This is a genomic window from Pseudomonas sp. HS6-2 (assembly GCF_049325675.2).
Lineage (GTDB): Bacteria > Pseudomonadota > Gammaproteobacteria > Pseudomonadales > Pseudomonadaceae > Aquipseudomonas > Aquipseudomonas putida_N.
In genome coordinates this window covers 5,620,193-5,634,764 of the sequence record NZ_CM143906.1, presented here as the reverse complement: position 1 = coordinate 5,634,764, position 14,572 = coordinate 5,620,193, and the positions used below count along the sequence as shown (strand labels likewise).

The 14,572-nt window shown below is 60.8% G+C and carries 15 protein-coding genes; all 15 read right to left on the bottom strand.

The genetic code is table 11. The features are described from left to right. Nucleotides 1–345: 345 nt before the first annotated feature. A complete protein-coding gene (locus ACOKS3_RS26375; protein ID WP_256203226.1) occupies nt 346–591 on the bottom strand; it encodes an SDR family oxidoreductase in 246 nt (81 codons plus the stop codon). A gap of 14 nt (nt 592–605) precedes the next feature. Further along, the gene (locus ACOKS3_RS26370) at nt 606–785 is read right to left on the bottom strand and encodes a hypothetical protein (protein WP_017736600.1); all 180 of its coding nucleotides are present in this window, start codon (nt 783–785) and stop codon (nt 606–608) included. 13 nt (nt 786–798) lie between these two features. Continuing rightward, nucleotides 799–1,296 (bottom strand): RadC family protein, encoded by a 498-nt coding sequence (gene radC / locus ACOKS3_RS26365; protein ID WP_017736599.1) that lies wholly within the window; start codon nt 1,294–1,296, stop codon nt 799–801. Then, complete coding sequence (locus ACOKS3_RS26360; protein ID WP_017736598.1) at nt 1,268–2,218, bottom strand: recombination directionality factor; 951 nt, start codon at nt 2,216–2,218, stop codon at nt 1,268–1,270. Before ACOKS3_RS26360 ends, radC begins: the two co-directional genes overlap by 29 nt. A 91-nt stretch (nt 2,219–2,309) precedes the next feature. After that, nucleotides 2,310–3,314 (bottom strand): YqaJ viral recombinase family nuclease, encoded by a 1,005-nt coding sequence (locus tag ACOKS3_RS26355; protein ID WP_019818805.1) that lies wholly within the window; start codon nt 3,312–3,314, stop codon nt 2,310–2,312. Nucleotides 3,315–3,389: 75 nt separating this feature from the next. Continuing rightward, entirely contained in the window at nt 3,390–4,358 is a 969-nt protein-coding gene (locus tag ACOKS3_RS26350; RefSeq protein ID WP_422763620.1) for a DUF932 domain-containing protein, read from the bottom strand. 92 nt (nt 4,359–4,450) lie between these two features. Further along, nucleotides 4,451–4,780 carry a hypothetical protein gene (locus ACOKS3_RS26345; protein ID WP_074059157.1) on the bottom strand — a complete coding sequence of 110 codons (330 nt, stop codon included), beginning with the start codon at nt 4,778–4,780 and terminating at the stop codon, nt 4,451–4,453. A 295-nt stretch (nt 4,781–5,075) separates the two neighbouring features. Then, nucleotides 5,076–6,461, bottom strand: coding sequence for an aspartate aminotransferase family protein (locus ACOKS3_RS26340; protein WP_017736594.1), 1,386 nt, complete (start codon nt 6,459–6,461; stop codon nt 5,076–5,078). 11 nt (nt 6,462–6,472) lie between these two features. Then, nucleotides 6,473–7,945 (bottom strand): NAD-dependent succinate-semialdehyde dehydrogenase, encoded by a 1,473-nt coding sequence (locus ACOKS3_RS26335; protein ID WP_017736593.1) that lies wholly within the window; start codon nt 7,943–7,945, stop codon nt 6,473–6,475. A 145-nt stretch (nt 7,946–8,090) separates the two neighbouring features. After that, a complete protein-coding gene (locus ACOKS3_RS26330; RefSeq protein ID WP_017736592.1) occupies nt 8,091–8,570 on the bottom strand; it encodes an Lrp/AsnC family transcriptional regulator in 480 nt (159 codons plus the stop codon). A gap of 139 nt (nt 8,571–8,709) precedes the next feature. After that, nucleotides 8,710–9,711: a N(2)-acetyl-L-2,4-diaminobutanoate deacetylase DoeB gene (gene doeB / locus ACOKS3_RS26325; protein ID WP_017736591.1), complete on the bottom strand. Its 1,002-nt coding sequence runs from the start codon at nt 9,709–9,711 to the stop codon at nt 8,710–8,712. Nucleotides 9,712–9,714: 3 nt separating this feature from the next. Further along, a complete protein-coding gene (doeA, locus tag ACOKS3_RS26320) occupies nt 9,715–10,905 on the bottom strand; it encodes an ectoine hydrolase DoeA (protein WP_019818799.1) in 1,191 nt (396 codons plus the stop codon). Between the two features lie 43 nt (nt 10,906–10,948). After that, the gene (gene eutC, locus ACOKS3_RS26315; protein WP_017736589.1) at nt 10,949–11,941 is read right to left on the bottom strand and encodes an ectoine utilization protein EutC; all 993 of its coding nucleotides are present in this window, start codon (nt 11,939–11,941) and stop codon (nt 10,949–10,951) included. Nucleotides 11,942–11,977: 36 nt separating this feature from the next. Next, the gene (eutB, locus tag ACOKS3_RS26310) at nt 11,978–12,949 is read right to left on the bottom strand and encodes a hydroxyectoine utilization dehydratase EutB (RefSeq protein ID WP_019818796.1); all 972 of its coding nucleotides are present in this window, start codon (nt 12,947–12,949) and stop codon (nt 11,978–11,980) included. A 108-nt stretch (nt 12,950–13,057) separates the two neighbouring features. Next, nucleotides 13,058–14,452, bottom strand: a complete 1,395-nt coding sequence (ehuR, locus tag ACOKS3_RS26305; RefSeq protein ID WP_017736587.1) for a MocR-like ectoine utilization transcription factor EhuR — start codon at nt 14,450–14,452, stop codon at nt 13,058–13,060. Between the last annotated feature and the right edge of the window lie 120 nt (nt 14,453–14,572).

The window sequence follows — 14,572 nt, the reverse complement described above, 5'->3', positions numbered from 1 at the left end:
CGCCGCATTGGTCCGTCTCCCAAGGTCGCCAGAAGCAACGTCGCCGGCCAGCGTGAGGACAATGCCGCCATAGCAAAGGTCGCGGCCGATCCAGCAAATGAACTTGTTCGGTGCCAAGAATGTATGTGTACGCAGCGGCACCTAGAGCATGGCCTATCTGCTGATCCCTTTGCGTCAGTCCTTACACGCTACCGGGGTTCCGCCTGGAGGCTCTACGTATACCCGCACCGGCAACACGACACCACGGCGACGGTCCAGCATCCGCACCAGCACTACACCGATGCAGCTTCCTTAGAAATCCACCTAAGGGTCGGCGTTAACCGGAGCGAATGGTTGGTGGCCTGCTCAGGTCTGGGAGGCGCCGCCGTCCGCGAACAGTTCGGCGCCGTTGACGTAGCTCGACGCATCGCTCGCCAGGAAGAGCGCGGCGGCCCCAATCTCGTCTGCTTGGCCGATGCGGCCCAGGGTTCTCTGTTCGTCATAAGGCTGCGAGGCTTGGTCAAACACTGCCAGAAATTCAGCATTGCCCGATGAACAGGGGAAAAAAGAAAATACTCCTGTTCCAGTATGGGCAGCCTTGCGACTGCCCATACTGATGATGCCGCTTACCGAGGTGCTCCTCGTGAAGATTTCAGCAACCGATTGACGATCCAGCATGCCAGCACCACGGCAATCAGCAGTGGTGGAAAGCGCACCATCAGAAGTACCAGCAGCAGAAGGGCCAGGCAGCCCGCGAGGATGCCGGCGAACAGGAACACGGCAGCAAAGATCCGCAGTAGCTTCATCGTCGTGTTCTCCTCACAGGTAGCCCAGTTCCGCCAGCGATACGCAGCCCTCCTGGCCCACCACGATATGGTCCAGCGTTCGCACCCCGACTAGGTTCAGGGCCTCCCGCAGTTTGTGGGTCAGGGTGAGATCTGATTGGCTGGGTTCCGGATCACCGGAAGGGTGGTTGTGGACCAGCACGGCTGCCGCGGCGTTGTGCTCCAGGGCAGCCTTGACGACTTCTCGGGGATAGACGCTGGCGCTGTCCAGGGTGCCCCGGAACAGTTCATGAAAGACGATCACCCGGTGCCGGCTGTCGAGCAGAAGCAGGGCGAATACCTCATGCTCGTAATCGCCCAGCAGCGCCTGCAGGTGGCCGAACACTTCCTTCGGTGAGGTCAGTGCTCGCCCCCGGCGCAGGCGCAGACTCGCCAACTGGCGGGCCATCAGCAGGATGTCGGTTTCGGTGACCGGTGAATCGACCAGGTAGGTGCCGGTCGATTCACTGGCCTTCAGCTTGTGCAGGCGCATGGTGGGCTCCTTGATGGTTATCGATCGGTGGGGTGTGGCGCTGGGCTTGTGCGTCCAGCTTCTCGGCCAGGCTGGCTTTCGCAGAGCGCTGGGAGGTGTTGGGGGATGGAGATTGGCTTTCCTCGGCGGGGTAGAACTCTTCGGCGATGGCACCAGAGTCTTCCTCGCTGTCCTCGAAGGCGCCATTGCCGAAGCCACGCTGCGCCGCTTCATCCAAGGCGGCCTGATCGAAGCCTGCTGCTTGCCGCTGTGCATCGAGCCCATTGGCGGCCTGCAGCGCCTCCGTCATCACCATACCGCCGCGTACCGTCAGGTCGACGTAGAAGATCGGCGTACCATGGCTTTGCCGGGTGGACTTTCCACGCAGACGCAGCTCCAGCGGCAGGCAGGCCAGGCGGTTGCCGGAGATGGCCTGGAAGTAATGCAGGCGAGCCGCCAGAGTGCGGATGCTGTTGAAGCCGGTGGTGCGGAACACGAAGCTGCCCAGCGGATCGTCGTCGCCGATGATCACGTTCAGCCGGCCGTAGGGCCTGCAGGCATTGCCTTTGGCTAGCGGGCAGGCATCCGGCGAAGGGCAGGGCAGTGTCTGCATGCCGTCCTGGGTGACGCGCCTGCAGGTTTCGCCATTGCCGACGCAGAGCGGGCGCCCGGACTGGCGGTCGAACAAGGTGTAGTCGGCGCGGAAATTCAGTTCCGGCTCGTTGAACAGCAGGCGTACCGGAATGTTGCGCAGCTTGTCGTCCTTGCTCTGGCGCAGCTCGTCATTGAGCGGGTGGAGCAGCCAGCCGTCCTTGCCTTGCACCTGTGAGGTGATGGTGAACTGGTCATCCTTTTCCGGCAGGCGCTTGCCGTTCTTCTCGACGACCTTGCCTATCGAGATGCGGCCGAGCACCGGCGGGGTGATAGCTAAACCTTTGAGCATGATGGCTCTCCTGGAAATGAAAAAAGGCCAGCTACGCAGCGCGAACTGCATGGACTGGCCAAGGGGAGGGAAGAGTTGATGGAGACGGAAATCAGCTGACCAGGAAACGGCGCGCACCGGGTTTCAGCAGCGGGTACTTGGCCTGCAGGTAGGGCTTGTCCTGGAGCAACTGAGCGACATCGAGACCGATGCTGTCCTTGGCCTTGCGCCAGCTGACGTAGCCGCTGGAGAATTCCACCCGACTGGCATCGCCCATGGCCTGCTGCAGCATCTGCTTGAGCTCGGCCTCGCGTTTTTCCTTGTCGGCAATCGACTGACGCACGGCTTTCAGCTCGATGTAAGCCGCTGACAGACCAGCATGCTGGCTGAGGTCGATGACCTGGCCGTTGTCCTCCGGGTAGAGGCAGCGCAGGGCTGATTCAGCGGAGGCGGTGCCATCGGCCGGCGGTGGGGTGTCGGTTTCCACGTAGTGCCAGAACTTTCGCTCCAGCTCGATCAGCCGAGCGATCATCTGCTCATCTCGCTCGATGCGGTGGATCTCCAGCATCTGGCCACCCAGCAGTACCGCCACATCCGCCGCCTGCTTGCCGGTGACGGCGAGCTGGTGCATCACCTGCAGCTGCACATACTCCGGCACGCCCTCCTTCCAGAGGCGTGCCCCGTTTATGCCGGCTGTTTTGCATTCGAGGATCTGCACGTCGTCCGCCCCGATCACCTCGCGGTCGATGTTGGCCAGCATCCAGGGCAGCTCCGGATCCGGATGTTGGAGCACGGCATTGATGCGCCGTACCTTGTTCTTCGTGCGCTTGCTGTAATGCCAGGCCACGATGGGCTCCAGCACGTTGCCCCAGTACATAGGGCTTTCCTCATCCTGAGGATCAGCCTTCGGCATGCCGGCATCACGCCCGGTCTTTTCAATCCACAGCTCCAGTTGCGACTTGTAGGGGTTCAGTCCTACGGCTGCGGCAGCGTCCGAACTGCCAATACCTTGCTTGCGGATCTGCAGCCAGTCTTCGCGCGGTAGCTCCTTGGTGCTGACCAGGCGCAGGGCAGGGCGTTTCTTGCCGGTGCTGCTGTTCAATGACGTTGCTTTCATGGGATTCACCTGCAGACATAAAAACGCCCGACCAGCACAAGGCTGACCGGGCGCGAGGGTTGATGTGAGTAAGGGTTAAGCGGCGAGCTGCAGCGCGGCATCCATGGCGCGTTGCTTGATCTGCGCGCCTTGGCCGAACCAGGCCGAGTCCATGCGGTACTCGTTGCTGCGCGCACGGCGCTCGTGGTCGACGTATTCGGTCACGGCGTTGAGCAGGCCCCAGGCGGTGCCGCGCGCCGAGTCCAGCTGGCTACCGCGACCACGGCCTTCGTACAGCTCCTGGACCTTGCGCAGGGCGCGCTCGTTGGGCAGTTGCTCCGGCAAGGCGCCGGTCGGGCTGGTCTCGCACAGCACGTTCATGAAGAAGCCCAGGGCCTCATGCCACTGAACCTTGCGCTCGGCCAGCACGCGCATGCGGTACATGAAGTCGTCCCATTGCGAGGCGGCGATGCCGAGCTGCTTCTTCACCACCTTGGGATCGAAACGGGTGTTGTGCGGTACCTTGATTGCCCGGCTGGTGCCATCCAGGGCGATGGTCAAGGTGTTGTTGCACACCACGCGCACTGTGGTCGGCGTTGCCGTGGTGGCCAGGGTTCCGTCGCAGGAAGTGGCCAGCAGCAGGTAGCCATTCACCTGATCGTTACCCTTGAGCGCAGCGCCTTGCCCGGTACGCGCCAGCGCCCAGAACTTGCGTCCGCCTTTGAGCACGCCAGCGGTCTCCAACTCGTAGCCGGAGACCTCGGTGAGATCCCTGTAGAACTCCAGAACTTCCCGAGGCTGCACGGTGTGATAACGCTGCGAGACCACCGACAGCGGCGCCTTGGTGTCGGAGCGGAAGAGCACCTTCTGCTCGGGAAAGGAGTGGATAGCGCCCAGATGCCCGGCGACTTCTGATTTGAAATGCACCGGGCTTTCGAGGATCTGCCAGTCCATGCCGGCTTCGCGTTGCCAGACTTCGATGGGCTGTTTCTGAGTCAGCTGATTGCCCAGGCCGTGCCACGGAGTAGCGCCAGCGTAGGCCATGGTTTCGACGAGATGTGCCATGAGAGTGATTCCTTTGGGTGCAGGTCGGCATAAAACGCCGCGCCAGGCGCAGCACCGACCGGACGAGAAATAAGAGGAGAGAAAGAGCCGGGTCAGGCCGGCAGGTTGAAGCGGTGACCGCAGAGCAGGCAGAGGTTATGGGCCAGGACGTGGCGGTCGAGCGACTCACCGAGCTGGGCACCGAGCGCACAGCCACCGACGCCTCCGGCAAGACCGCCGAGAATGGCACCGGATACCGAGCCCAGGGTTATACCGACAGGGCCGGCAATTACGCCGAGCGCTGCGCCGGCCTTGCCGCCAGCCAGAGCAGCGCTAACGCCACGTGCGATGCCACCGACCGCGCCGATAGCAGCGCCGGCCTTCATGGCGTGATGGAAAGAAGCGACTTTGGGGGAGTGACAGCGAGGGCACTGCAATGACATGGGACGAACCTCCTTGGTGCTGATGTCATTGCGGTAATGTGTGGTTGAGATTTTTTTCGATCGAATGGCTGCTTTTCAGCAGCGCTAACTGAGTGCGAACTGGCTGGAGTCGGCCAGAAGCAGTCATTCGATGGGCCTTCAACAGTGCATCTCCGGCTCCCCTTACTCCCAAAATGAGTTTATGTAATCACAATCTTCTCTTCGCAGTTTGTTCACAACAAGACCAAACTTGCGATACAAAAAACCACCCGAACGGTGAAGGATCGAGCGGTTTTTTGGGGGGGAGCGGTAAGGCTTAGCCCAGTATCTCGCTGGCCACGTGATCGACCGCACTTTTGGTGATGTCGACAATCAGGTCGGCCTCCTCCTCGGTCAAGATCAACGGTGGTGCAAAACCGAGAATGTCGCCATGGGGCATCGCTCGGGCAATCATTCCGCGTTCAAGACAGGCTGCCGATACTTTCGGACCGACCTTCAACGCAGCATCGAATGGTGTGCGTTGCTCACGATCGGCCATGAACTCGACCGCGGCAAGCATGCCGTCGCCGCGCACTTCGCCCACCAGTGGATGACCTTCCAATACTTCCCGCAATCGACGATTCAGATAGCTGCCAACATTCTCTGCGTTGGCCGTCAGGTTTTCCCGCTCCAGGATGTCGAGGTTGGCCAGGGCCGCCGCCGCGCAGATCGGATGCCCGGAGTACGTCCAGCCATGTCCCATGGCACCTTGAGATTCGGAGGCTTTTTCGATCACGTCCCAGACTTTTTCACCGACAATCACTGCTGACAAAGGCGCATAGGCACTGGTCAGGCCTTTGGCCGTGGTGATCAGGTCAGGACGCATGCCATAGCGCCGACTGCCCATCTTCGAACCCAGGCGACCGAAGGCGCAGACCACTTCGTCGGCGATCAACAACACGTCGTATTTGTTCAACACCGCTTGTATGGCGGCCCAATAGCCGGCCGGCGGAACGATGATGCCGCCGGTGCCCATCAGCGGTTCGCCGATGAACGCGGCGACGGTGTCCGGCCCTTCGGCCAGGATCATTTTCTCCAGCTCGTCGGCGCAATAGCGCACGAAAGTGGCTTCATCCATACCTGCCGGTGCCTTGCGGTACCAGTGCGGACAAATGGTATGTTTAACGCCTTCGGCCGGGAGGTCGAAATGCTGGTGGAAAGTCGGTAGGCCGGTCAGGCTGCCGGTCATGATGCCTGAACCGTGATAACCGCGATCACGGGAGATGATTTTCTTCTTCTGCGGGCGACCCAATACGTTGTTGTAGTAACGCACTAGTTTGATCTGGGTTTCGTTGGCGTCGGAACCGGACAGGCCGTAGTAGACCTTCTTCATGCCCTCCGGCGCCCAGTCGATGATGCGGCTCGACAGCTCGATGATCGCTTCGGTTGAGTGCCCGACATAGGTGTGGTAATAGGCCAGCTCCTTTGCCTGCTTGTAGATCGCATCGGCGACTTCGGTGCGCCCGTAGCCGATGTTCACGCAGTACAGCCCGGCAAAGGCGTCGATGAAGTCGCGGCCTTCGTGGTCGCGGATACGAATGCCTGACGCGCTCTTGATGATGCGTCCCTTGAGCGTGCCGCTGGCGTGGTCATGGGCATGGGTTGACGGGTGCATGAAGTGCGCACGGTCTTGTTCGAACAACGAATCGAGTTTTTGGCTCATGGCGGATCTCCTTAGAACTGGCCTTGATGGTGCAGGCAAAAGTATTTGGTTTCGACAAAGGCTTCGAAGCCCTCGGTACCGCCCTCGCGGCCCAGCCCCGAGGCTTTCATGCCACCGAACGGGATCGGATGGCCGGTGAACTTGACGCCATTGACCGCGACCATGGCGTGGTCGAGGCGGCGAATCAGGGGGTAGATTAGGTCCAAGCGGTTGGAACAAATGTAGGCAGCCAGACCGTATTCGGTGTCGTTGGCCATTTCGATGGCTTGCTCGAGGGTGGCGAAAGGCATGACGCCAGCAATCGGCGCGAAATTTTCTTCGCGGTAGATACGCATCTGCGGCGTAACGTCGGCCAGCACCGTCGGCTGATAGAACAATCCGCCGAGGGCATGCGCTTCGCCGCCCACCAGACGTTGCGCGCCCAGCTTCAGCGCATCAGCCACACGCTCGACGGTCACATCGAAGGCGGCCTGATGCATCAGCGGGCCGATGTCGACGCTTTGCTCTTGATCACCCACCAGCGCGGGGCCGACCCGCAGTTCGCGCACCGCAGAGGCAAAGCGGCTGAGGAACGCCGGATAAATCGAGCGTTCGACCATAATCCGATTGGCCGCGCAGCAATCCTGGCCGGAGGTCTGGAACTTGGCCTCTACCGCGACTTTCACCGCCAGCTCCAGATCGGCATCGGCGCAGACAATGAACGGCGCATTGCCGCCCAATTCCAGCGATACCTTCTTCACATCCTGGGCTGCCGCTTGCAGGACCAACTTGCCGACCCGGGTCGAGCCGGTGAAGCTGACCGAACGCACGCGAGCGTCCTGCACCAGGGTTTGCATGGTCATTTGCGGTTCGCCCAGCACCACGTTGAACACGCCGGCGGGGAAGCCTGCTTCTTCCGCCAATTGCGCCAACGCGAACGCCGAGTAAGGCGTTTCGTGGGCCGGTTTGATGACCACAGTGCAACCGGCGGCCAATGCGGCGGCGGCTTTGCGGGTGATCATCGCCGAAGGAAAATTCCACGGCGTCAGCAGTGCACAGACGCCAACCGGTTCCTTGATCGTGCCCAGATGCGCGCCGGGGATATGGCTGGGGATGTTCTGCCCGTAAAGGCGCCGCGCCTCTTCGGCAAACCATGGAATGAAACTGGCGGCGTAGGCGATTTCGCCGCGGGACTCGGCCAGGGGCTTGCCTTGTTCCTGGCTGAGAATCCGCGCCAGGTCTTCCTGATGCTCAAGGATCAACGCCGCCCAGCGCCGCAGAATCGTTCCGCGGTCATCGAGGCTTTGTTCACGCCAGGCTGAAAACGCCCGGTGTGCGGCATCTACGGCGGCGATGATCTGAGGCTGATCGAGCATCGGCACATGACCGATTAACTTCTGATCGGCCGGATTGTGCACGGCGACGCTATGGCCGCTGTCACTGTGGACCCAATGGCCGTCTACGTAGCAAAGTGCTTTGAACAACAGCGGATGTTTGTATGTCATGGCGTTCACTCCAAACCGTGTGCGTGAATCCATGCTAGGGCAGCGCAGCCAAGATGATTTGGCGTTTGGCGGGGTGTAACCATAGGTTTTTTCTGATTGAACGCCGGTAAACAGGGACTTTTTGCGGTGAAGGTTTTGCCCCGATTTATGGTTCTTGCGCCACCTCGGCCGGCAAGGCACCCGCGGTCTTGATGGTTTTAGTGACGATGTAGGTGAAGTAGCGCTCAATGCCCAGGTCATCGAGCAACAACTGGTCGATAAACCGCTGGTAATGGTCAATGTCCGGCGCCTGGATCATCGCCATGTAATCAACACCGCCACCGGTGGCGTAACAGAATGCCACTTCGGCGGCCTCGTTCATGCGTTGCTCGAACCGCCGCATGTCCTGGGCGGTGTGTCGGGCCAGGGTGATTTCCACCAGCACCTGCTGGCCTTTGAACACCGCGTTCCAGTCGATCTGTGCCCGGTAGCCCTTGATAAGCCCTAGCGACTCCAACTTGCGAACCCGCTCCCACGCCGGGGTCACCGAGAGATTGATCGCCTCGGCCAGGCTCGACTTGGTGATCCGACCATCTTCGGCGAGGATTCGCAGGATTTTCAGGTCATAGCGATCGAGCTTGTGCATGGTCCGAGGACCTCCGGGCATTGAAAATTGTGGCAGAACCTGTGGGAGCGGGCTTGCCCGCGAATGCGGTATGTCAGTCACATCGATGCTGGATGTGCCGCCGCCATCGCGGGCAAGCTCACTTTCACAGGGGTTGGGGTCAGGTCAATACATCGGCGATGACTGCAATGATATCGCCGCACTGCACCATTCCTGGAAAGTGGCGCGCCGCCAGCAGCCCGCTGCGGGCCGCGCGATATTCCACCGGAGCGACGCCGCTACGGGTAGCGTCGTAAACGCGGGCAATCACTTCTCCCTTGCTCACGTTGTCGCCCAGATCGCGGCACATTTCCAGCAAGCCATCGTGTTCGCTATCGATGAAGCAAGTGGCATCGGGCATGCCTAACATGATTGACTCCGCGGGCTGGATCTCACCTTCAAGAATCCCTGCATGCACTAGCAGATTGCGCACCCCGCGCTCGGCAATCGCCACACTGCGCGCCGTGGACGAACCACCGCCACCCAGTTCGGTCGTGACAAAGACTTTGCCCTGACGCTCGGCGGCGGTGTCGTACATCGACCCTGCATCGAGCTCCAGCATGCGCATGCTGTAAGGCGCATTGAAAGCGCGCATGCCGGCTTCGCATTGAGCCTGCTGTTTTTTGTCGGGCAGCACATGACAGGCTGCAAAAGGCAGGAAATCCAGGGTGCGGCCACCGGAATGGATGTCCAGCACGATATCGGCCAAGGGCAACAGAGTCCGATTGAAGTAATCGGCAATTTTCTCGGTCACGGTGCCGTCCGGCTTACCGGGGAAACTGCGATTGAGATTGCCCTTGTCGATCGGCGACGTGCGCCGACCAGCATGGAACGCCGGGGTGTTCATGAACGGGACGATAATCACCCGCCCCGTTACCTCGGCGGCCGTCAGGCCCTGCGCCAGCTTGCTCAGCGCCACCGGGCCTTCGTATTCGTCACCGTGGTTACCGCCGGTAAGCAGCGCAGTCGGACCCTGGCCGCGCTGAATCACCGTTACCGGAATCATCACCGCGCCCCAGGCCGAATCGTCCCGGGAATACGGCAATTTGAGGAATCCGTGCTGCACGCCTTCGCGGGCAAAGTCCACCGTGGCATTGATCGGATTGTCAGGTAAATCGCTCATGGCTCAATCCTTCACGAACAGTTGGCGTGGCACATTGCACAGTGTCTCGACACCGGTCTCAGTGATCAAAATGCTTTCGGTGATCTCCAGTCCCCAATCGTCCATCCACAGGCCCGGCATGAAGTGGAACGTCATGCCCGGTTGCAACACACTGGTGTCGCCGGGACGCAGGCTCATGGTGCGTTCGCCCCAGTCTGGCGGATAGCTGATCCCGATCGGGTAGCCGCAACGGCTGTCCTTGTGGATGCCGAATTTCTCCAACACTTTGAAAAACGCCACAGCGATGTCGCCGGTGGTGTTGCCCGGTTTGGCTGCTTCCAGTCCCGCGGCGATGCCTTCGACCACCGCTTTTTCGCCGTCGAGGAAGTGCTGTGGAGGTTTGCCCAAATAGATCGTGCGCGACAGCGGACAGTGATAACGCTTGTAGCAACCGGCGATTTCAAAGAAGGTCCCGGCGCCTTTTTCGAACGGCGAATCGTCCCAGGTCAGGTGCGGCGCGCTGGCGTCGGCACCCGTGGGCAATAGCGGCACGATGGCCGGGTAATCGCCGCCATGACCGTCAGCGCCGAGGATCCCGCTGCTGTAGATTTCAGCCACCAGTTCATTTTTGCGCATGCCCGGCTCGATTCGTTCGAGGATCCGCCCGTGCATGTTTTCGACGATGCGCGCAGCGATGCGCATGTAAGCGATTTCCTGGGGCGACTTGATCGCCCGCTGCCAGTTCACCAACCCGACCGCGTCGATCAGCTTGGCCTGCGGCAGGTTTTTCTGCAGCGACAAATACGCGGCGGCGCTGAAATAATAGTTATCCATTTCCACGCCGATGGTCAGCGCGTCCCAACCCCGGGCACTGATGACTTCCCGCGACAGGTAATCCATCGGATGGCGTTCCCGGGACTGCACGTAGATGTCCGGGTAACCGACGATGTTCTCGTGCTGCATGAACACCGTGCGCTTGGCGCCGTTGGCGTCTTGCCCGCGACCGAACCAGACTGGCTCGCCGTCGAGCGCCAACAACACGCATTGGTGAACGTAAAACGACCAACCGTCATAGCCGGTCAGCCAGGCCATGTTCGACGGATCGGTGACCAGCAACAGCTCGATGCCCTGAATCTGCATGGCCGCTCGAACCTTGGCCAGACGCTGGGCGTATTCCTCCCGTTCGAACGGGAGATTGATGACTATCTGAGACATGCACATGCCCTCTGATAAATGACGCACGGATGAAAAAAGTGGATTAGCTGCCGAACTGAAAACCCTTGCCGGCCGAGCGCGCGCGCTCGAAGGCCAGATTGGCCATGGCGGTGTCCTGGGCGCCGGTGCCGGTGAGGTCGCACAAGGTGACTTGCGCCTCGCTGGTCCGACCTGGGCGCTGGCCTGCGAGCACTTGCCCCAATTCGGCCAAGCCCGATTCGTCGGTAATAGCGCCGGCCGCCAGAGCGTGATGCAACTCGCCGAGGATTCGCGTCTGGCTCAAGCGATCCGCCACGTAGCGGTCGACCTGCGCCAGCGCCTGGGGGGAAATTTCGTTTTTGTGTTCGGCGTCCGAGCCCATGGCTGTGATATGCAAGCCGGGGTGCAGATGGCGCGCTTCGATCAAGGGTTCGCGGCTCGGGGTGCAGGTGATCGCAATGTCCACGCCGGTCATGGCCTCGTCGATGCTCGCGCAAGGCGTGACCGTCAGGCCGCTGTCGCGCGCCAGTTCAGCGCTGAAGTCTTGAGCCTTGGCGCTATCACGTGCCCAGACTTGAACGGATTCAATCGGTCGCACCAGGCGCAATGCCTGAAGCTGTAACGCGGCCTGCTCGCCGGCACCGATCAGCGCCACGCTGCGACTGTCGACCCGCGACAGGGCGCGAGCCGCCACGGCGCCCGCCGCGGCTGTGCGTACGGCGGTCAGATAACCGTTGTCCAGCAGCAAGGCGTCGAGCAAACCGGTGCGCGCCGACAGCAACATCATCATGCCGTTGAGGCTCGGTAGGCCGAGTTTCGGATTGTCGAAAAAACCCGGACTGACCTTGATCGCAAAACGCTCCAGGCCCGGCAGGTACGCAGTCTTCACGTCCACTTCGCCATTGTGCTCGGGGATGTCCAGACGCAGGATCGGCGGCATTGCCACCGCTGCTGTGGCCAGCAGCACAAAGGCTTGTTCGATGGCTTCGATGCTCGGCAGGTCTAGTGCTACGCAGGCACGCAGATCCGCTTCGCTCAATAAGGTGATGTCACTCATCAATGCGGCACTCCATTCAGTCGTTATTGTTGGGGTTCACGCATCTGCGCCCGCGAGGACGCGCAGGTGCTGATCGATGTCGACGTTACGGCCGCTGACCACCACCACGATCGGCCCGCGCGGCTCAATCAATCCATCAAGCAACGCGGCAATCCCGACCACGGCCGCGCCTTCCAGCACCAGACGCTCTTCGCGATAGGCATGGCGTAGGGCATTGGCGATGGAAGTCTCGCTGAGCAAATGCAGGTGGTCACACAGATCGCGAGTCATGTTGAAGGTGTAACGGTTGTTCAGGCCGATGCCACCGCCGAGCGAGTCGGCCAGGGTCGGCAGCTCTTCGACTTCCACCGGATGCCCGGCTGCGAGGCTGGCGTGCATGGCTGCACCGCGTTGCATGCTGATGCCGTGGGTGATGATGTTCGCGCTGACGCTTTTGATCGCCAGCGCAACCCCGGCAAACAAACCGCCGCCGGACAACGGCACGAGAATTTGCACCACGTCCGGTTGCTGTTCGAGGATTTCCAGCCCCAGCGTGCCCTGCCCGGCGATGATGGTCGGGTGATCGAACGGCGGCAGCAATGTCGCGCCTTGCTCGTTGGCGATCCGTTCGGCTTCACGCTGGGCGTCGTCCTGAGACTGGCCGACGATGCATACCTCGGCGCCCAGATCACGAATGGCTTGAACCTTGTTCGCCGGCACCAGATGCGACAGGCAAATCGTCGCCTTCACGCCTTGCCGGGAAGCGGCATACGCCAGAGCACGACCGTGATTACCGGTCGACGCCGCCACCACGCCACGCGCTTTCTCCTCGGCGCTGAGCTGCGCCACGGCATTGCTCGCGCCGCGCAATTTGAAACTGCCGGTGATTTGCTGGGATTCGAGTTTGAGGTACACCGCCACGCCCAATCGTTGCGAAAGGCTGGGCGAGTATTCCAAGGGGGTACGCCGGACAAGCGATTCGATGCGCTGGCGAGCGAGGTAAACATCATGTAGCTGCAACGTTGACATGACCGCGTCCCGACTGTGGTGTTGGGCGCAGTCTAAGAGGACTGGATTGTCGTAATGAATGTACTAGGGCAATTTATCCGACAAACTTTTTTGCGGACTTTTTCCCGGTCAAAAATCATGGATTTGCGGGTACTGCCCGAATATCTCGCGCATGCTTATCAATGCATCACGCATTTCTTCGTCGCTGCATTCGGCGCCGACACACACCCTCACCGCTCGAGCTCGCGGCGTTCCACGCACGGTGAACGGATCAGGCGATGCGACAGCGATGTGCCGGTGACGCAAGGCCCGCACCAGGCTGTCGACCTCCCAGTGTATTGGAATGCCAACCCACGCGTTCAGTGCATGAGGATGCTGGCCGAGCAGGTGCTCGCCCAGGTATTTGCTGACTATCGCCTGCCTGCCGGCCAACAGTTTGCGCTGCAATCGCACGAGCGTGTCGGCGCGACCGTCACGAATCCAGCGCGCAGCGATTTCGGAGACCATGGGCGTGGCCATCCAGCTGTTGACCCGCAAGATACTTTCGGTGCGCAACGCCAGTCGCTTGGGCACTACCAAATAGCCGATGCGCAAACCGGTCAGCACTGACTTGGTCATGCTAGTGCAATAGAACGATAACTCCGGCAGGTAATGGCTGATTGGCGGCGCGCGATGCTCATCCAGCAACGGCCCGTATACATCGTCTTCAATGATGTGCACACCGAAACGCCGGGCGATATCGGCAATCTCCCGCCGACGACTGTCGGGCATCAGGCTGGTGGTCGGGTTGTTCAGGTTGGGCGTGCACACCAGCGCGGTGATGCGCTCATTGCTGCACATGTCTTCGAAGTGTTCCGGGTCTATGCCATAGCGGTCCATTTCCAGGCCTTTGAGGGTGAATCCCAATACCTGAGAGTTGCCGATTACCCCGTGATCGGTGATCCCTTCGCAGAGCACGACATCATCGGGACCGGCCAGAGACGCCAGCGCAAGGAAGATGCCGTGAGCGGCGCCGTTGGTAATCAGGATGTCATCACGCTCGACCCGCAGTCCTTGCCGTCCGATCCAGTGCGTGGCCTCTTCGCGGTGCGACTCGAAACCCGCAATCGGACGAAATGCGTGTATCCACGGCTGATCCTCTTCCGTGCTGAGTTCGAGACAGGTGTCACGCCAGAACTGGTCGTGCTCGCGGGTGTGCAGGATCCGCGCGATGGAAAAATCCACCAGGGCCCGTTCGGGGCTATCGAGAATATAGGTAGCCACTCGATCGCTCATGCGCCGCGACACAAAACTGCCGCGCCCGACTTCGCAACGCACCAGCCCCTGACGCTCCAGCTCTTTATAGGCGTTGGTGACCGTCTGCACGCTGATGCCCATGGTATCGGCAACATGCCGCTGCGGTGGCAGGCGCTGATCATTGGCCAAGACACCCTGCTCGATATCATCGGCAATCGCCTGCACCAGAATCTTGTACTTTGACTCGCCACTGCGGGCGATATCCAGTGCCGCTTTCCATTTGTCCATCAGCGCTAAAACTCGGGTCTGTGCTCGTCGGGACAGCATCGCGCTAGTATCCATGCAATGCAATTGTCCTAGTGCAATACAATGATGCTCAGCGCTTTTGTATGCTCGGCTCAAGGTCGA